The following is a 20,404-nucleotide window of genomic DNA, read 5'->3' as shown; positions in this document are numbered from 1 at the left end:
ATTGTATTCCAAGATATTTGTGAGTTTAAAAAATGAAACAAAAAATAACTTTTGTTATGGTCCTAACAATGGCTCTTACTGGTTGTGCCTCTTTGAGTGGCCCTAAAAAACCACCACGCTGTAATGGCAAACATACACGCGCTTTAAATAAAGATAAGTGGAATTGGGACAATAAAAACATTGTCTACCCAGAAAAGAGCCTAAAGCCTGTTACTACTCCCATCATTCTCAATACTTTGGAAAGTGAAAAAGTAACAGCCAATTCAGCTTTATTAAAGCCGGTTATTCATGAAGCACGATCTGATAAAACTGTGGAGGTTATGCGTGAAAAGTGATGCCCTTGAAGAATATATAAAAGAAGCGCGCTCATTTGACATTGATCGCATGCATAGCATGCGTGTGCGGATGAAAATCTCCATGGCTTTAACAGTGCTTTTTGGATTGATGACGATTGCGCTAGCTTTAGCTGTCGCAGCTTTGACGCCTTTGAAAACGGTAGAGCCTTTTGTTATCCGCGTTGATAACTCAACAGGCATTATTGATACTGTAAGCGCCCTAAAAGAATCCCCTAACGACTATGATGAAGCTATAACGCGTTATTTTGCCAGCCAATACGTTCGCGCTCGTGAAGGTTTTCAAGCATCAGAAGCAGAAAACAATTTTCGCTTAGTCTCTCTTTTATCTTCTCCAAAAGAACAAAACCGTTTTGCAAAATGGTACGCGGGCAATAATCCAGAAAGTCCGCAAAATATTTATCATAACGTGATTGCTACCGTCACAATCAAATCAATCTCTTTTATAAGCAAAGATCTTATCCAAGTTCGTTACTATAAAACGATCAGAGACTTGAATGAAAAAGAAAATATTTCCCATTGGATTTCAATCTTAAATTTTTCCTACGTGAACGCACACATTTCAACGTCTGATCGTCTTATCAACCCTCTTGGTTTTCAAGTATCGGAATATAGATCTGATCCAGAGGTGATAAAATGATCAGACTTTTGCAAACAATCTCTTTAATTTTTACGATCACTCTCAGCTTTCACACAGTTCTCTCACTTGCAGAAACAGCGCCTATCAGTGCACGTAAAGATAACCGCATCAGATTTGTCAATTATGACCCCTACAACGTCGTACAAATCATTGGCTCCATTCGCTCTTCGGTTCAACTAGAATTTGCCGTTGATGAAGAAGTAACCTATGTAGGAATTGGAAATTCGGTTGCTTGGCAAGTTGCACCGGCTGGACACTTTGTTTTTCTCAAACCACGTGAAGTCCAGCCTGTGACAAATTTACAAATTGTCACAAGCCGCCAAGATGGAACACAACGCTCTTATCAATTCGAGCTACAAGTCCGTGAAGGCGATGTTTCAGCGGGTAATGAGACGTATTTCTTAGTAAAGTTTCGTTATCCAGAAGATGAAGCCTTACGTAAGAAATTAGCCGAAGCAGAAAAAGAAAAACAACGTGAAGAAAACTTTGTCAATGATATTTTAAATATCCATGAAGATTTTGGACCACGCAATTGGGCTTATGAAGCTCAAGGCTCATCCCTCATTGAACCTGCTTCTGTCTATGATAATGGGAAAACAACAACCTTTACCTTTTTAGGCAACATTGAAATCCCTGCCATTTACATTGTATCGCCTGATGGGCAAGAAGCCCTTATTCCCAAATCGATTAAAGGCAACAAGGTTATTGTCCATGCGACATCTGCACAATTCACGCTACGACGTGGGAATGAAGTATTGTGCATCTTTAACAAAAGGTTCGTACCAAAAGGAATTAACCCTGAAACAGGTACGACATCACCATCTGTACAACGTAAAGTGAACCTAGGAAGCAGCCATGAATAACACCGTGGATGAAAAAAGCATTAATGATCGCGATACAATAAAAAATGCTCAAGGGAAAAGTCAACAGAACAATGTGGGGAAAGCTATTGCTCTTATTATTCTTTTCAGTGTCTGTCTTTATTTAGCCTATTCAACACTTGTTACAGACAAAAAGCAACCGGTTGAATCTTCAAAAGAAGGAAAAGTTATAAAACAAACAGAGCTTTTTCGTCCTGCAAAGCCTACCCCTCCCCCCTTTGAACAGCCTCAACGAAATAACGCTCTATTACCAAAAGTCGAGCTACCAACACCAAACATCAATCAATTAAATTCTGATGACTCACTGCTGGAGGCAGCACAACGTGCTCCTGTATTAGCTTATGCAAGTACACAACAAAGCAAAATAGATTCACAAACAAATAATGGTGCTTTGCCTCACCAACTTGAAAGTAAATCTGATGAAACGACACAACGTTTTAATCATCTTCTCAAACCCACAGTGCTTGAAGGTATTCGTGCTTCAACCCTTGGCAATCGAAACTACATCATCGCGATGGGAACTTCTATTCCTTGTATTTTAGAAACAGCCATCAACAGTGATCAACAAGGTTTTGCCAGTTGTATCATCTCCAGAGATATCTTATCAGACAATGGTCGTGTTGTGCTTCTTGATAAAGGCACCCAAATTGTTGGTGAATATCGCGCCGGATTGAAAAAAGGCCAAACACGTCTCTTTGTACTATGGAATAGAGCAAAAACCCCCAATGGTATCATTATATCCTTAGCTTCACCGGCAACGGATGCTTTAGGGCGTTCTGGTATGGATGGAGATATTGATAACCATTGGCTCGAGAGGATTGGGTCTGCGCTTCTTGTCTCACTAATAAAAGATGCAACACACTATGCCAATAAACGTTTATCAAAAAAACAGGAAAAAGAAGAAACTGAAACTCTCTCTTCAGGACAAAACATCGCAAACATTCTCGTAGAAAATTACGCCAATATTCCTCCAACATTATCCAAAAACCAAGGGGAAATGGTGAATATCTTTGTTGCCCGCGATTTAGATTTTTCCAGCGTTTATAAATTGAAAGTCATCGAAAACAAAAAACAAATTATCAATCGAGCTGTTTCAAGAAACTTTTACAAAAATTCTGCGGTAACTTTAGAATGAACTCAAACTTACATACCATGTGCGATGAAACCGTTGCGATTGTTCTCACAAAACTTGAACCCATCAATGCTTTTTTGAAAGATGATAGTCTTTTTGAAATTGTTATCAATCGTCCCTATCAAGTCATGACTGAAGGATTTGATGGATGGAAAACAATAGAAGCACCGGCTCTCTCTTTTAATGAGCTTATGGGGATTGCGAAAGTTGTCGCCTCCTATTCCAAGCAAAACATATCGGACAAAAACCCAATATTATCTGCAACGCTACCAGGCAATGAGCGCATTCAAATTGTCATTCCGCCGGCTGTCGAAAAAGACACGATTAGTATGACAATTCGTAAACCATCATCGCAGAGTTTTTCTCTCGAAGAACTCGCCAAGAAAGGCCTCTTCTCGCTCTGTGAACAGGTCTCTTTCACACCTTTGAATGACTATCATTCTCGTTTTAACGAACTCAAAATCATCGAGCATAATTTAGCCAATGCCTACTGTAATAAAGACTTTGTCTCTTTTTTAAATCAAGCTGTAGAATGCCAGAAAAATATTTTAATTGCGGGAAAAACCGGTTCGGGTAAAACAACATTATCAAAAGCATTAATCGCCAAAATCCCTCAAGAAGAGCGTATTATCACCATTGAAGACACGCAAGAATTGGTGATACCACACCCTAACCATGTCTCAATGTTCTATTCAAAAGATGGACAAGGCTTAGCCTCCGTTGGCCCCAAAGAGTTGCTTGAATCATCTTTACGGATGCGTCCTGATCGTATTCTTTTGCAAGAACTTCGAGATGGTACAGCCTTTTATTATATCCGCAATGTCAATTCAGGCCATCCAGGTTCCATTACGACGGTTCACGCATCAACAGCACTTGCAGCCTTTGAGCAGATGACCCTTTTGGTCAAAGAAAGTGAAGGCGGTGGTGATTTAGAGCGTGATGATATTCGAGGACTGTTGATTTCAATGATTGATATCATCATCCAATGCAAACGGATTGAAGGAAAATTTAAGGTCACAGAAATTTATTACGATCCCTTCAAACAACGAAACATCTTTGGAGGTGACTAAAAGAAAGATCACACCGGCTGCCAAAGGCTCTTTTAAAGCAACAATTGCAAATAAGAGAAAAAATGCATGAAAACCAACGAAACAGAAATAGAGAAAATCTTTTATCGATGACAGAGGAAGAATTAAAAAAACGCCGTGAAGCCGTTGAAGCAGCCATCAGCACCCATACGATAGAGGGAATAGCGCTTCATCCTACAACACTCAAAATTTTAGAAGAATACGCAAAGGGGAATATTTCACTCGAGAAATTTAACACTCTTATGGACAACGTAAAATTATAAGGAAGCTGCGATGCCAAAAGCAAAAGCAAAGACAAAAAATATACAGACAGTTTCTCCCCATCATTATGTCTACCCAAACACCACAACACTCAAAAATAAATATGGAATAAAAGACTTAAAATCCTTTCTGGATAAATGCTCAAAGGATACAGCAGAAGCGATGGTTAATCTGCGTGAATCCCCCGTACCAGAAAAGTTTGATAGCTCCTATCTATGCTCTATACATCACCACTTATTTAAAAATACCTTTGAATGGGCTGGATATCTGCGCCATCTCCCCTTTACATTTGAAGATGGTACCACAGCCGCCATGCCCGAAATGAAAAGAACAGGATGGGAAAATCCTTTTGCACTCGGCGATGAAATCCAAGACGGTTTACAAAAATTAGATCAAACGCTTGCCGAAAAAGATAATTTGCAAGGCTTAACGCGTGAGAAATTTAACGCTGAAGCAATAAGCTTATTTAACGCCCTTAACCAACTCCATCCTTTTAGGGGAGGAAATGGACGTACACAACGGGTCTTTTTTGAAAATCTCGCCAAAGCCGCAGGGCATCAGCTTGACTTTTCACTTGTTACAAAAGAACGCATGATGCTCGCCAGTGTTGCTGTAGCAGAAAATGGTGACCTAGAGCCAATGCAACATCTGTTTGAAGATATCTCTAATCCCAATAAAATACTTCTTTTAAAGGAATTCATGAACAACATGAAAGAACTTGGACGCAATGTTAATAATCGTCCTGTTATGGTTGCAAAAGAAGGTGAAACCTACACAGGTACCTATAGGGGTGCTGGTTATGATAGCTTTGCTTTCAATGTGAAAGGCGCTTACATCATCGGCAATAAAGAACAGCTCACGCCAGAACAACTCAAAACATTAAAACCTGGTGATAGATTTACCTTTACCGTTCCCAAAACAAAAAAGCTTGAAAGCATTCTCATTCCAGAAGAAAGATTAGCCCCTTTGACAGAAAATGAAACGGCCCAAATGGTTGCAGAAGATTCTTGTGTCCACGCAAGCCTAAAACAGGTTCAGCAATTGTCAAAAATTGTTTATGGTAACGAAAAAACATTAAACAAACAGATGGTAGAAATCATCAAAAATCCAAGCTTAGGCCAACAGCTCGCTAACCAGATTGAAAGAGCACCGCACTCTATTTCTCATCTTGCCGGTTTCAGTTTATGTGGACTACAAAACCAGACACGTGCAAACGCTAAAAATCATCTTGAGATGCTCTGTACTGCCGTTGCAAATTTCGCGTATGCTGTAAAACATGCTGAAAAGGAAATTACGCAAGAACATGCAACAGAACAAAGTCGTCGTGCAAAAACGGTAGAAATGCCAAGTCAAAGCTTGCAAGATCTCTTCGCCTTGCCAAAAGAATTACAGCAAGAAGCTTTAGCAAAAAATCCTTCACTGCAAAAAGAGCTTACAAACTTTGCAAAAAGCATCAATAACCGCCTCTCACCAAATGAACATAAAGCAGTCCAAAAGAATGACTCTGAAACATTGGCTCAAAGTATTGGTGTATCAGAAAGTAAAGCTAGGCAAATTACAGAAATTATTAAGCAAACCAAAGAAGTACATCAACGAGCGCAAATATGCACAATGCATCGTTCCCAAGCATTTGCTATGGCCTGCTAAGAATAGATAAAACCTTTCTCCTTAATGAGAAAGGCTCATAAGCAAAAACTGTCTGGCGTTATCTGCACCTTTGCAAAAAGAGATGAGAGTTCATATCACACACTTGGAAAAGAGCATTTCGCAACATATTCTGACAGAATTGAAAGTAAAATACAATGAAATATACCAAAACACAAATGGTACTCATTTTAACACCGATCGCTTTAGGTGCTTTAACAATATTCCTTGTCCCTCACTTTTTGTTGTTTATAACAAATGGACTAAAGAGCGATCAAATTTATTGGACTCTTCGTTCAGAACCTTTATTAGTCCTAGCACTAACGGCTACTGTTTCATTGTTGTATAGTCTCTCGCAAAAACTGCACCTGCGTAGAATAATCACTTTTGTCTCCGTTGTCTTTTTTGGAATGACTGCTCTTTACTATATTGGTGGTGAAATAAAACGCTTAAGTCCCTATGTTGGACAACAAGGAATAACGTGGAGCTACGCTCTTCAATTTATGGATCCCATGGTTGTCTTTGGCATCATCATTGGTGTTTTTTTGTCCCTCATTCAATTCATAACAACCTCTCCACCTAAAAGTAAGGTCAAGCGTGCAAAAAAAGGTGTTTTTGGTGAAGCATCATGGATGAATTTAAGAGAGGCAGCAAAAATCTTTCCTGCCAATGGGCAAATTGTTGTGGGTGAAAGATATCGTGTCGATCAAGATAATGTGTGCAACATTCCCTTTGCACCTGGCAATAAAACAACATGGGGAAAGGGTGGAACAGTCCCTTTGCTAACCTTTAATCTTGATTTTGGTTCAACTCATATGATCTTTTTTGCTGGTTCTGGTGGCTATAAAACAACAAGTACAGTAGTTCCTACGTGTTTAACCTATCCAGGGTCTATTATTTGTCTTGATCCTTCAACAGAAGTTGCCCCAATGGTCAAATATGCGCGTCAAAAAATGGGAAATAGAAATGTCATTGTTCTCGATCCCAACTCATTGTTAACAAAAAACTTTAATGTCATCGATTGGCTTTTAGACGACAGCGTACCACGCACACAACGCGAAGCGAATATTGTAAGCTTTTCAAAGTTGCTTCTTACAGATAAAAAATCAGACAATTCTTCAGCGGAATATTTCTCAACACAAGCCCATAACCTATTAACAGCTCTTCTTGCTCATGTTGTATTTTCTGATGAATATGAAGACAGCGAGCGCAATTTAAAAACATTGCGTGGTATTCTCTCTCAATCAGAAACAGCTGTTGTTAATCAATTGCGCATGATTCAAGAAACAACACCTTCTCCTTTTATTCGTGAAATGGTGGGTATTTTTACAGAAATGGCAGAGCAAACCTTTTCAGGAGTCTATACAACCGCCTCAAAAGACACCCAATGGCTTTCTTTATCCAATTATGCAGATCTTGTCTGCGGAGATGATTTTTTTTCCTCAGATATTGCCAATGGCAATACAGATGTTTTTCTCAATCTCCCCGCAAGCATTTTAAACAGTTATCCAGCTATTGGACGTGTGATTATTGGCGCCTTTCTCAATGCCATGGTTACAGCAGACGGTAACTATAAAAAGCGTGTTTTATTCGTCTTAGATGAAGTTGATCTTCTAGGCTATATGAATATTTTAGAAGAAGCCCGCGATCGTGGACGTAAATACGGCACATCCTTGATGCTCTTTTATCAATCCACGGGTCAGTTGGTCAATCACTTTGGCGAAGCAGGAGCACGTTCATGGTTTGAAAGCTGCTCCTTTGTCAGTTATGCGGCCATTAAAGACCTTCAAACAGCTAAAGACATTTCAGAACGCTGTGGTCAAATGACCGTTGAAGTCACCGGAACGAGCAAATCAAGAGGTTTATCTTTAGGAAAAAGTTCTTACAACATCAATTACCAACAAAGAGCTCTCATTTTACCCCACGAGATTATTCAAGAAATGCGTCAAGATGAACAAATTATTCTTATGCAAGGACAACCCCCTTTGCGATGTGGTCGCGCCATCTATTTCAGAAGAAAAGAAATGTTAGCCGCAGCTGCAAAAAACCGTTTTGCCCCAAAAGCACAGAAAAACTAAAAAACACCCTCCAATGGAGGTCATGCATCAAAACAAAAACATCAAAGGATAAAAGCAGAGACTCTATCTCATAAAAGCCTATAAAGAAGGAATTCCCGCTTGATACAACAAGAAAAATATAGGGAAAAGTCTTTGAATGATGGTATTATGCCTGTGCTTACCAATGCCAATTTTCTTTATAAAGCACTCTCCTCATCTCCAAATAATAAATACCAATCATATCTATGCCTTGAGAATCCTATCAAGAAACTTTTGAAGGCACCGCTTTTATAGGAAAATTTTTCTACAAAAAAATTAAAAGACAATATGCATGAAAACAACCCAAATGAACTATTCTCTCTCAGTAAAAGAAAAAAGTGCCAAGATAAAGATTTATACACTCAAAAACACCTACGAATTTGAGGGATTTTTTCCTCACCCAAGTCTCAACATCTCAAAACAATATGCGTGGGGGATTTTCAAACAAAAAGTTTAACACACTCTCATAGACAATGTAACATTATAAGGAATGTAACAATGCCAAAAGCAAAAGAAAAAACAAAAGGAATTCCCTCACCCCATAATTATATCTATCTTGGTACCCAAATTCTCAAAAATAGATATGGAGAAACAGATTTAAAACGCTTTCTGGAAAAATGCTCACATGATAGGCAAAAAGCCATGATCAATCTGCGTGCAGAACCCCTGCCAGAATATTTTAATTCAACTTATCTATGCCATATCCACCAACAATTGTTTAAAAATACCTTTGTATGGGCTGGACATCTGCGCCATATCCCCTTCGCATTTACAGACGATAGCATTGCCGCCATGCCAGAAATGAAAAGAATGGAATGGGGCAATAATTTTGCAACTGGTGAAGAAATCCCTGAACTCTTACAAAAATTAGATCAAACGCTTGCCGAAAAAAACAATTTGCAAGGCTTAACACGCGAAGAATTTGTCAAGGAAGCAACGAGTCTATTTTATTCTCTTCACAAAATCCACCCATTCATAGATGGCAATGAGCACACAGAACAAGTCTTTTTTGAAAATCTTGCCAAAGCTGCAGGACATCAGCTTGACTTTTCGCTTGTCACACAAAAACGTATGATGGCTGCCTGTAGCGAAGCAATGCAATATAGCAATACACAATTGTTGAAAGATCTTTTTGAAGATATCTCCAATCCCCCCAAAATACGTCTTTTAAAAGAATTTATGGACCACATAAACAATACGGGACGCAACGTGGATGATCGCCTTGTTATGGCAACAAAGGCAGGAGAAACCTATATAGGAACTTATAAAGGTTGTTATTCAGAAAGTTTTATACTCGATATGCAAGGAACTTACATCATTGGTAGCAAAGATGATCTCACACCAGAACGATTAAAAACATTAAAACCTGGTGATATCATTACCTTTACCGCCCCCAACAGCAAAGAGCTTGAAAACACGCTTATTCCAAAAGAAACATTAGCGCCTCTCACAAAAAGTGAATGTGCCAAAACAGTTGCGCTAGATAGTTACGTTCTCAAAGCTCAAAAGCAAGTCCGAGCTTACGCAAAAACTGTTTATGGTGACGCAAACGTATTAAACGAACAGATAGAAGAGATTATTAAAAATCCAGAATTAGGCAGACAGTTTGCTAATCAGATTAAACAGGCACCGCACTCTGTTTCTCCTCTTGCAGGTTTTAGTATATGCGGTCTACAAAATCCGACACGTGTACACGCTCGAAATTATCTTGATGTGCTCTCTCTTGCAATTGAGAATTATGTGTATACTGTAGAAACTACCTATAATATAGTCACTCGAGACCATAAAATTAAACAAGAACGCCTTGGAAAAGCGGTAGAGAATCCCAGTCAAAACTTGCAAAATATTTTTGCTTTATCACCGGAAAAACAAAGAGAAATCTTGTCTCAATCTCCTCAATTATACCAAGAGCTCCGTACTTTTATAAACAGTTTAGAACATCGTCTCTCATCAAACGAATGTAGTGCGATCACAAACAAAGATTATGAAACACTTGCACAAAGTATTGGTATATCAGAACAGAAAGCACGAGAAATTACCGACATTGTTCAAAAAGCAAGGAACGCTCATAGCCAATTCTACACACGCACACAAAATCGTTCAAATACACTTGCTATGGCCAACTAAAAAATATGAAACTTTGTTTTTTTGATTTAAACACCTATGTGGAAGAGATATTTTAATATTCTTATCATACATGCAAAAAACAGACTACTTAAGCGCCCTACCACCAATTTTGCACATAGCATATACACCATATCCAAAGCAATTGGACAGGATAATTGTTAATTCCTTTTAAACGTCATGATTACTACTGACGAAAGCTACAAAAGCCTATTTTATTTGTCTTAGATGGAGTCGATTTTCGTGGTTATATGAATATTTTAAAAAGAGCTCTCATTTTACCCCATGAGATAATTCAAGAAATGCGTCAAGATGAACAAATTATTCTTATGAAAGGACAGCCCCCTTTGCGATGTGGCCGCGCCATCTATTTCAGAAGAAAAGAAATGTTAACCGCTGCTGCAAAAAACCGCTTTGCTCCACAAAAGAAAAACTAACCTTCTATTATGAGATCTTGACTATGAAAAGAACAACCACAGAAACAACATAGATTTCTGTTTTTTAAAAACCCGTTAACAAAAAGTTTTTGACCGCTTCCACACACACATATAAGGAAAACATGATAAAAAAATCCGTGTTTTTCCTTTTTGTATTTTGTGTATCGTTTTACCAGCGCCCATCGTCTTTATAAGAAATACCAAAACCCTCAAATTATCTATAACTAAACCAACCTCTCCACTTGGAAAAGTCCTGCAAATACATTCCTACAAAGCTTTTTGTGTATAATTTATCCCCTACAAACAACCAAAAACATTTCACAACGCTAATCACCAATATCAAGGCTTAAGAAAAACAAACGATTGATCTTTGAGACAAGAACTCTCAAAACACCTACACTCAAGAACATCGATTTTTTCCCAAAAAATATTTAAGATATACATCAAAATGAATAAATCATTCTTACACAAGCTTTCCCCCCTTTACGATATCATAAAGTGTTCTATTTTAACGATAAAGCGCTGAAAAAAGCTTTTTTTTCAACCAAAGAAAGAGTTTTCTCTCTCATGGATCTTAGAGCAGCGCAATATAATAAGAGCAACAATATAAAATAAAAAACATTTTGTTGCAAAATACACAAAAAAGATATCCGTATGGCAAAATATTCATATGGAGCAATAAGAAAAACATAATGGAGAAAAATTTTTGATGACTGCTTTTGCCCATAGATTTACCAATCTGAGAGCTGTGTATGAAAAGTACCAGCACCATCCGCTAACCAAGAGCGATTACACCCGCTATATCCACGCCCCTCATCAAAGCGCTCTTGCAAATAACTTTGTTAAAGGAAAAAACAGTTTTAAGCTACATTTTTCTTTTTGACCTCTTTCTTACACCTCAAAGAACGAAGATTTTGCCCAAAGTCAATTTATAGAAAATCCATTTTCTGGCCACTCATGAGCTTCATATCAGCACCCTAAATACCAAGTATTTTACAGCACAAGATAATAAACACAGGAAACATCAGAAAAGCTTTTCAAAAGCATCACAAAACGATTGATACAACCCATACACTTGAGGGAAAAATGCTCCCTCTCATAACAACCAAAATCTCAAAAGAATACGCGAAGGGGAATTTTTCACATGGCAGCGTTTAAGACGCTCATCAACCACCACCCTACCTACTTAGGAGAGATTACATGTTAGAGCAAAATTATCTATATAAAGGAACCAAAACACTCAAAAATAAATATGGCATCAAAGACCCTAAAAAACTCTATCAACGCAGTACCCATGACGTCACTAAAGCAGCCGTAAATTTTCGCCATGAACCACCCCCACAAAAATTTGATGCTTCCTATCTAAAACTAATCCACTGGAGCCTCTTCTACGAAACTTTTGAATGGGCGGGCCACACCCGCGATACATCCTTTACATTTGAAGACGGCACTTCTGCCCATATGCCGGCAATGCGTCCCAAAGGTTATGAAGCTCCTTTTGCTATCGGTCCACAGATAAAAAAAGAACTCATACAACTCGAAAAAACACTTAATGAGAAGAACAATTTAAAAGGTTTATCGCGCCAAGAATTTGCTGAAAGTGCCGCTGAAGTTTTTATGGCGCTTGAACACGCGCATCCTTTTAGAAAAGGGAATGGGCGCGTCAATCGAATGTTTATGGAAAAACTTGGACAAGCAGCAGGGCATACCATTGACTTTTCTTTCATCACAAAAGGACGCATGACAGCAGCTTGTATTGAAGCCATGCAATATGGCAATCCTCAACCGATGAAAGATCTTTTTGAAGATATCACGCATCCGCAAAAATCCCTTGTTTTAAAAGAATTCATCTCCCAAATGAGAAACGCTGGATTGGATGAAATTAACAATCGTGTTGTTGTTGCTGCAAAAGAAGATGTAACCTATGAAGGCATCTTTAGAGGTTTTTCAGCAGAAGGTTTTGTCATGGAAGTAGAGGGAGCTTTCGTCGTCGGACACAAAGATGATCTTCCCCCAGAACAAGTCAAAACATTACAAAACGGTGCTCACCTCTGTTTTCAAAAAACCAACGTTCAAAGCTTAAAAGAAATACTGATCCCAAAAGAAACATTAGCCCCTTTTACCCATGAAGAGTTATTTGAAAGGATTTCAAATGACGCTTATGTTGAAGCATGCCGAAAAGAAATCGAAAATTTATCAAAGACTGTTTATGGTAAAACCCACGCCTTAAAGACAACATTAGGTATCGTAACGGCAGCTCCAAACTTGGGAAATCAATTTGCCGATGAAATTTTAGAAAACCCTCAATCAATTTCTAAATTTGCAGGAAGTAAAATACTTGGCATGAAAAGTTCAAATCGCAGACAAGCCGAACAGACTGTTCCACAACTCAGCCAAGCCTTTAAAAATTATGCCACAATAACACAACAAACAAAAGAAGAAATTTTAGAGCAACACCAAAGAGAACAAAATCGATTGAGTCACGCTGTCGAAAAACCTGGAAAAAATTTACAAAACCTTTTTTCCTTATCAGAAGAACAACAAAGGGAAGCTTTATTGCATTCTCGTTCACTGCGACAAGAACTCCATACCTTTTCACGACAACTACACAATCGTCTATCCTCAGAAGATCGTAAAGCCATACAAGAAAAAGACCATACCAGACTAGCGTGCCTCCTTGGGACATCGGAAAGCAAAGCAAAAGAAATTGCGAATACTGTAAAGAACACCCAAGAAGCACAATGTCAAGCCCGCAGCTTGAAAGTTAGTCGCTCTTCATCGCTTGCTCTTACCGGCTAAAAACGCGTGAACTTTTGCCTTCCAACTAACTCTTAGCGCCAATCATTTTATCTCCAGTGCGCCCACCTATTGTTTTAAAATGTTACAAAAGATAGTCCTAAAAATGAATCCTATAATTTACTATAACTTATTGATAATATTTCATAAAAAAACTGTATAAAAGACATAAATGTCCATTACATATCAATATGAATAGCGCGAAGTCTTTGGAGACCATTCAGTTTGATATTCTTCTTTTGTCTTAAAAAATATCAAAAAGTGGGAAATGCGCCAAAGAGGTTTTCTAAAAATATTGAAAGGAAACAGCCATGAAAAAAAATCACCCAAGCCCTTCTACCAATGTAGAGGAACTAAGACGACAAGTTGACCAACAAAATCTAGGTGCTTCTAATGTAGAAGACCTCTACGCAAAGGTTAATAAACCACCCAAAGAACAGCGCACCTCACCTCAATATACACTTCAACAACCACCAAAAACGGTCTATGCTCCCCAAAAGCCACTTGACCAACAAAACCTAGGAGCTTCTAATGTAGAAGACCTCTACGCAAGGGTTAATAAGCCACCCAAAGAACAGCGCACCTCACCTCAATATACACTTCAACAACCACCAAAAACGGTCTATGCTCCCCAAAAGCCACTTGAACAACAAAATCTAGGAGCTTCTAATGTAGGAGACCTCTACGCAAAGGTTAATAAGCCACCCAAAGAACAGCGCACCTCACCTCAATATACACTTCAACAACCATCAGAAACGGCCTATGCTCCCCAAAAGCCACTAGGAAATCCCTATGACAGACTTGGTGGAAGACCAAGTGATGGGCGACGCACCGACAGACTCGTAAACCCCTATTCAATAACAGATTTGGCAGCGCAAGATTGGCAAACACCTTACGACACAATTGGTGAAGGTGCACAGGGTGGACGACATCCCCAAGAATCAAAACATCATCTCTATTCAGAGCTTGAATTTGGTACAGAAGGTGGTCGCTCTCCCCAAAGACCACTCGAATCTGTCTATGCAACGGTTGGCATGGGAGCTGAAGGCGGGCAAGAGTCTGAACAACTAGAAAATCCCATCTATCAAGGCGTTGGCGGAGGCAGAATCTCCCCTCCCAGAACCCCAAAAGATGTGGTTACAACAAAGCTTTTAACAAACGTAGACTTTCAATATGGTGTAAGAGAAACGCAAGAATGGTGCAGAGTTGTTTATGGTAACGAACATGCTTTGAATCAACAACTGGCTAAGATTCTTGACGACCCTCAAAATGCAGAAAAAGTCTTATGGAGCCTTGCAGAAAATCCTGAAAGCGCTGGTAAGCTTGCAGGTCACAAAATACTTGGTGTAAAATCTCTAAGCCGCAGAGAAGCTGAAGATGGTTTTCGTCCTCTTTGCTCAGCTCTTGAGAGACATATATATAATACACAAAAGCTCCATAAACAGTTTACACGGGAGCAGGAAAGAGAAAGAGGTCAAAGACAAGAAAGTCCAGAAAGAGACCCAGAACACAGACATCACCACCATCATCGTCACGCAAGAGGACGAGAATACAATAGTCCAGAGCACAGCCCACAACAACAAAGACATGGAGAAAAAGGAATGGCTTTTGCCATGTAAGGGGAACATAAACATAAAAATAGATAGTTTTTGTTTTTCATGTAATCTTTTTTTCAGTGAGTTTCTTGGTGCAAATCATTTTATCGTGATTGCACCAAGAGTTGTTTTAAAATATTACAAAAAATAGTTCTAAAAGTGGATCCTATAATTTATCATAACTTATTGATAAAATTTCATAAAAAAACTGTATAAAAGACATAAATGTTCATTACATATCAATATTGAATAGCGCAGAATCTTTGGAGGTCATTCGGTTGGATATCTTCCTTATATCAAAGTTATCAAAACTAAAAGTGGGGAATGCACCAAAGAGGTTTTCTAAAAATATTGAAAGGAAATATGTATGAAAAAACATCATCCACATCCTTCTGCAAATCCAGAGCCCCTCTATGCACAAGTTAATAAACCAACCAGAGGAAACCAGCGCGGACCAACCCCAGAAGAGGAAGTTCTATACGCATCCGTTAGCAGTGTTTCTCCTTCAAGAGGGAGACATCCTGATCGGGGAAGAGAAGATCCTGAAACCGATTACACAGAGGTTGCTCCCCCAAAACGCGAAGCTGAGGTTACATACGCATCCGTTAGCAGCGTTACCGCTTCTTCAAGAGGTAAACATCAAAGGACAGAAGATCCTGAAACCGACTATACAACGGTTGCTCCGCACCAAAGAGGAAAGCCTTCACCTTCTCTCACAACTGACCAAAAGAGTGTAATGCTTTTAAAAAATCCACAGGTCCAAGCACATGCAGAAGAAGTCGTACATTGGAGTAAAATTGTTTATGGCAATGATACAATTTTCCAAAAACATTTGCAAAGCATACTTACAGATCCCAATAAAGGAAAAGAGCTTTCAGATCAACTTGCTGAAAATCCTGAATCTATACATAAACTTGCTGGCCGCTCCACACTTGGCTTAAAAAATCAAACACGCAAAGCAGCTGAAGATGGTTTTAGATCGCTCGTTGATGCCGTTGATGGTTATACAAAGGCTGTACAAGACGCAGCAACAAGACTATCGCAAACCCCTCTAGCGGAACAAAGACGCCGTCAAGAAAATTCTCAGCAAGTTGAGAGCCCCCATCATCATCGTCATCATCACGAAAGAGGACAAGAACGAAATAGTCCAGAACACAGTCCACAACGACAAAGACATGGAGAAAAAGGAATGGCTTTTGCCATGTAAGGGGGCATAAACATAAAAACAGATAGTTTTTGTTTTTCATGTAATCTTTTTTTCAGTGAGTTTCTTGGCGCAAATCGTTTCATTGCGATTGCGCCAAGAATTGTTTTAGAATGTTACAAAAAATAGTCCTAAAAATGGCGCCTGTAATTCACGATAACTATTGATAACTTATTGATAATATTTCACAAAAAAACTGTAGAAAAGACACAAATGTCCATTAAGCTGATTAAAAATAGCGCAGATCTTTGGAGCTCATTCAGTTCGATATCTTCCTTTATCTCAAAGCAATCCAAGCATAAAAGGCAAGAGTGCTCCAAAGAGGTTTTCTAAAACAATTTTTGAAAGGAAACATGCATGAAAAAAAAACACCCTCATCCTTTTCCATCCTCTTCAATACAAGAACTTATAAAGCTCTATGAACAAGCGGCGGCAGAGGTCTCAGGCGCAGCCCCCCTTCCTAAAGAAACACCTTCAAAAAGCAAAAGACTATCATCCATACCGGAAGAAGATGAGGAAAGACAATCTCTTTTAAGCGAAGAAACTGTACATGCATCAACAAATCGAACAGCTTCGTTAACAAGAGTCGGCTCTACCAAAAGGCAGCAAAAACCTGAAACGACACACTCAACAGTTACTTCACAAATTATCCAAAGAGCAACAAGAGTTCTCTCAGAGGAAGAAATCATTCTATTGCTTCCACACCATTCATTGGTTAAAACATATCAAGAGGAAATCCAACATTTATCCGCAAAAGCCTATGGCAATCCAAACATTTTGCAAGAAAAAATGCAGGAAATTCAAAAAAATCCTGCTGCAGGAGAGGAGCTCTCATGGCGCATGGCAGCTCATCCTGAAAGCATCACTAAACTTTCCGGAACCAACATGTTGGGCTTTAAAAATCGAACGCGTAGACAAGCGGAAGAAAGTTTTTCCGCTCTATGCGTTACTATTGATTGTTATACAGAAGCCGTAAAACAGGCAAGAGAGAACCTCTTACAATCTCCAGAGCAAGAACTCAAAAACTATGAACGCTTAATGGGGAAGGAAGCCGTCGCTAAACTTCTGCAAAAACCAGATCAACGCGAAAAAGAAACTCTTTCAGAGACAGAAATTTCTACCCAAATTCAACAACATTCAAAAGTCAAAAGACACCGCGCCCAAATCCAATATTGGTGTAAAGTTGTTTTTGGGAACGAAAACATTTTGCAATCACAAACAGAAGAGCTTTTCCAAAACCCTGAAACAATAGAAGCACTCGCACAGCAACTTGTCGGAAATCCTCAATCTTTTCACAAGTACGCTGGTCATAACTTTTGTGGCTTTAAAAATCAAGCACGCAGACATGCTGAAGCGGGTCTTTCTCACCTCATTGACGCCGCTGACAATTATGCAACAGCTGTAACACAAGTAAGAGAGAGCCTTTCAAAAACTCAGCAGACAAAACAAGGACACAATGAAGCATCTTCTGAGAGAGCGCAAATCTTGCATCAACAACAAAGCGTCTCACAGTCTGCTCAACGCGTTGAGCTTTCAACAGTAACGCATGAAGGAGCAACAACCTCTACTCAACAAAGAGAAACAGATATTCGTCCTCGCAAAACTGCCGCCCCAAAAGCGATGGCTTTTGCCAGTTAAACAGACATAAGTTTTCACGTTGAATCCAACGTCTTGGCGCAACCATAGCAGAGGTGATTTGCGCCAAGAAATGGGGAAATTCATTCCTCCGCTACTTAATCTCAGCTATTGATCAAACAATATTTAGAGAGTGATTATGATCTGAACCATGAGAGTCAAATCTTGTGAAGCTTCTCAGTTTCATATTCTCTTTCATATTAGAGTAAGTGAAAAAGCATAAAACAGAATAAAAACCAACGTATATTTTTAAATAGTATTTAAAAACAATATTGAAAGAGTTTGAAAGGAACATGCATGAAAAAAAGAAATCCCTCCCCTTTTATCACCGAAATGATGGAAAAATTTCAACAACAGGCTGAACAATCCCCCACCAGCCCCCCCCCTCCCCAAGTTTCTCAAAGTTTGCCAAAACCAACTGTACAAAAACGCCCAGAAAATTTATCCCACCACCCAAAAGTTGCTCCACCACCTCCCCCACGTATGAAAAGCCCAGTGCAAACCAGCACAATGCCTCCTAACACCAAAAACCAAGAGACACCTCCCCCACAAAAAAAAGCAGCTCCGCCAAAACCTCAGCGTGTAAAAGAGAGACAACAACATAAACCGACAGTTCAAGAGTCCCCCTTCCTACAGACAAAAGTGGCTCCCCCCCCTCCTCCACGCATGAGAGAAAAAACACAAACCGGCACAAAAATCTCCAACTCAAAAATCCAAGAACACTCCTCTCCGCACACAAAAACAGCTCCACAAAGACCTCCACGTGCAAAAGAGAGGCAACAACATAGACCAACAGTTCAAGAGTCCCCTTCCCCGCAAAAAAAAATGGCTCCGCCCCCGCCCCCACGTATGAGAGAAAAAACACAAGCCGACGCAAAAATCCAAAAGCATGAAACCCAAGAAAGCCCCTCCACGCGCATAAAAATGGCCCCACAAAGACCACCGCGTGCAAAAGATAGAGAACAAAATAAACCAACTGCTCAAGAATCCCCTTCTCTACAGACAAAAGTGGCTCCGCCCCTTCCCCCACGCATGAGAGAAAGAGCACAAAACAGCACAAAAATTCAAAATCCTGAAACACACGAACCAAGTGTTAGACCCAAAACATCATCACATATGAAAGTCAGGCAGCAAAGCAGTTCATCATCACAAGACAGTGGAACATATGCCGTCCCGCCTTCAAGAAAACCGCACCGTATGGAAAACAGAAAACAAAGCGATACTGTCGTCCCAAAAACTTCCTCTCCACACACAGCAATTGAACAACCAAAACCGTCTCACGAACAAAAACCATCTATTAATACAATGGAAAGAGAGCTATTGCTCGTAGCATATCAAGAAGAAATACGATTTTTGTGCGAAAAGGTTTATGGCGAACGGCTTATTTTAAGTGAAAGAATAGAAGCAATCAAAGAAAACCCCGATATGGGAGAACAGCTCTTATGGGATGTTACAGAACGGCCTAAGTCTATTTCTAAGCTTGCTGGTAGAAAAGTTCTTGGCATAAAAAATCATGCGCGCAAACAAGCTGAAGAAACTCTTCCTACCCTATGTGCTGCTATTAACGGTTATGTGTATACTTCAAAATATACAAAAAGTGAAAGTATTTCTCAAGGTCCTCACACGGAACAACAACATCAGCGACAAACACAGGAGGAAAAGCTAACAAATCAACATTTACAAAATCCGCTCAATTCAGAAAAGAAAATAAAACCTCTCTCAAATCAGGAAATTGCTCGCAGAGTTCAACAAGATCCATCGGTTCAATATGGTCAAAGAGAGATCCAATATTGGTGCCAAATTGTTTATAAGGATCCATTTATTTTGCAATATAGAATGGAAGATATGCACAAAATTCCAGAGATAGGAGAAGAAATTGTATTTCAAATTGAAAAGGATTGTACATCTTTTGCTCCTCTTGCTGGTAAGCAAGTCCTTGGCTTAAAAAACGGAGCACGAAAAGCTGCTGAAGAAAATCTTCCTACCCTTTGTACCGCCATTAAGGATTATGCTGATACGATAAAACAGTTAAGAGAAGCCATTGTGCAAAACCATCAGGCAGAACAACAAAAACGTCATCAACCGCTTAACGATCTCGATAAAAAATTGCAACAGCAGCAAAACTTATCGCAGTCCCCGAAGCTACCTGAGCGCTCAACAATAAAGCAACATCAAGAAGTTGCAGAAACTTCTAGACAAGAAAATCAACCGCATGTTCGACCGCGCAGAGCCGAAACATCAAAAGCAATGGCTTTGTCGTGATAGTCTAATCATCGTTGACTTTTCATACAAAGCTTTGGTGCAATCATCTTACCAAGATTGCACCAAAGACGGTGTATGAAATACAGAAAACTTTGAATAAGGCACCCCATTATTTTACAGAATTCATTGATAAAATTTCACGATAATACTTCATAAAAATTACAAACTTTAACTTTGTTCCATGATTAACTTGGTTCCATGCGAATAAGGTCAATTTTTTCAATCATTCAAATAGGCACTCTTATTTGAAAAAAAC

At 39.2% G+C, this 20,404-nt stretch carries 14 protein-coding genes and 1 pseudogene; all 15 read left to right on the top strand.

The features are described 5' to 3' along the window. Positions 1 to 32 precede the first annotated feature (32 nt). The gene (locus ACFIML_RS06535) at positions 33 to 335 is read left to right on the top strand and encodes a type IV secretion system protein VirB7 (protein WP_375607255.1); all 303 of its coding nucleotides are present in this window, start codon (positions 33 to 35) and stop codon (positions 333 to 335) included. Further along, positions 289 to 993, top strand: coding sequence for a virB8 family protein (locus tag ACFIML_RS06530; protein WP_375607254.1), 705 nt, complete (start codon positions 289 to 291; stop codon positions 991 to 993). Before ACFIML_RS06535 ends, ACFIML_RS06530 begins: the two co-directional genes overlap by 47 nt. Beyond that, a complete protein-coding gene (gene virB9 / locus ACFIML_RS06525; RefSeq protein ID WP_375607253.1) occupies positions 990 to 1,856 on the top strand; it encodes a P-type conjugative transfer protein VirB9 in 867 nt (288 codons plus the stop codon). The genes ACFIML_RS06530 and virB9 overlap by 4 nt, the downstream gene beginning before the upstream one ends. Continuing rightward, complete coding sequence (gene virB10 / locus ACFIML_RS06520) at positions 1,849 to 3,009, top strand: type IV secretion system protein VirB10 (RefSeq protein ID WP_375614694.1); 1,161 nt, start codon at positions 1,849 to 1,851, stop codon at positions 3,007 to 3,009. Before virB9 ends, virB10 begins: the two co-directional genes overlap by 8 nt. Further along, positions 3,006 to 4,076, top strand: a complete 1,071-nt coding sequence (virB11, locus tag ACFIML_RS06515) for a P-type DNA transfer ATPase VirB11 (RefSeq protein WP_375607251.1) — start codon at positions 3,006 to 3,008, stop codon at positions 4,074 to 4,076. The genes virB10 and virB11 overlap by 4 nt, the downstream gene beginning before the upstream one ends. Before the next feature lie 62 nt (positions 4,077 to 4,138). Further along, positions 4,139 to 4,357: an antitoxin VbhA family protein gene (locus ACFIML_RS06510; protein ID WP_375607250.1), complete on the top strand. Its 219-nt coding sequence runs from the start codon at positions 4,139 to 4,141 to the stop codon at positions 4,355 to 4,357. Positions 4,358 to 4,367: 10 nt separating this feature from the next. After that, positions 4,368 to 6,002 carry a BID domain-containing T4SS effector gene (locus tag ACFIML_RS06505; protein ID WP_375687696.1) on the top strand — a complete coding sequence of 545 codons (1,635 nt, stop codon included), beginning with the start codon at positions 4,368 to 4,370 and terminating at the stop codon, positions 6,000 to 6,002. 155 nt (positions 6,003 to 6,157) lie between these two features. Beyond that, entirely contained in the window at positions 6,158 to 8,077 is a 1,920-nt protein-coding gene (gene traG, locus ACFIML_RS06500; RefSeq protein WP_375614697.1) for a Ti-type conjugative transfer system protein TraG, read from the top strand. 516 nt (positions 8,078 to 8,593) lie between these two features. Further along, on the top strand, positions 8,594 to 10,222 hold the full coding sequence (locus ACFIML_RS06495; RefSeq protein WP_375687694.1) for a BID domain-containing T4SS effector: 1,629 nt from the start codon (positions 8,594 to 8,596) through the stop codon (positions 10,220 to 10,222). 248 nt (positions 10,223 to 10,470) lie between these two features. Then, positions 10,471 to 10,656 (top strand): annotated as a pseudogene (locus ACFIML_RS06490) (type IV secretory system conjugative DNA transfer family protein); the annotation flags it as partial. A 1,200-nt stretch (positions 10,657 to 11,856) separates the two neighbouring features. Beyond that, positions 11,857 to 13,455, top strand: a complete 1,599-nt coding sequence (locus ACFIML_RS06485; RefSeq protein ID WP_375687692.1) for a BID domain-containing T4SS effector — start codon at positions 11,857 to 11,859, stop codon at positions 13,453 to 13,455. Between the two features lie 308 nt (positions 13,456 to 13,763). Beyond that, positions 13,764 to 15,071, top strand: a complete 1,308-nt coding sequence (locus ACFIML_RS06480; protein WP_375687690.1) for a BID domain-containing T4SS effector — start codon at positions 13,764 to 13,766, stop codon at positions 15,069 to 15,071. Positions 15,072 to 15,414: 343 nt separating this feature from the next. Further along, positions 15,415 to 16,254 carry a BID domain-containing T4SS effector gene (locus ACFIML_RS06475; RefSeq protein WP_375687688.1) on the top strand — a complete coding sequence of 280 codons (840 nt, stop codon included), beginning with the start codon at positions 15,415 to 15,417 and terminating at the stop codon, positions 16,252 to 16,254. Between the two features lie 354 nt (positions 16,255 to 16,608). Next, complete coding sequence (locus ACFIML_RS06470; RefSeq protein ID WP_375687686.1) at positions 16,609 to 17,889, top strand: BID domain-containing T4SS effector; 1,281 nt, start codon at positions 16,609 to 16,611, stop codon at positions 17,887 to 17,889. 294 nt (positions 17,890 to 18,183) lie between these two features. Next, entirely contained in the window at positions 18,184 to 20,148 is a 1,965-nt protein-coding gene (locus ACFIML_RS06465; RefSeq protein WP_375687684.1) for a BID domain-containing T4SS effector, read from the top strand. Positions 20,149 to 20,404 lie beyond the last annotated feature (256 nt).

Origin of the sequence: Bartonella sp. AC62GZZY (assembly GCF_042196525.1) — a bacterium.
GTDB lineage: Bacteria > Pseudomonadota > Alphaproteobacteria > Rhizobiales > Rhizobiaceae > Bartonella.
This window is presented reverse-complemented; position numbering and strand designations above follow the sequence as displayed.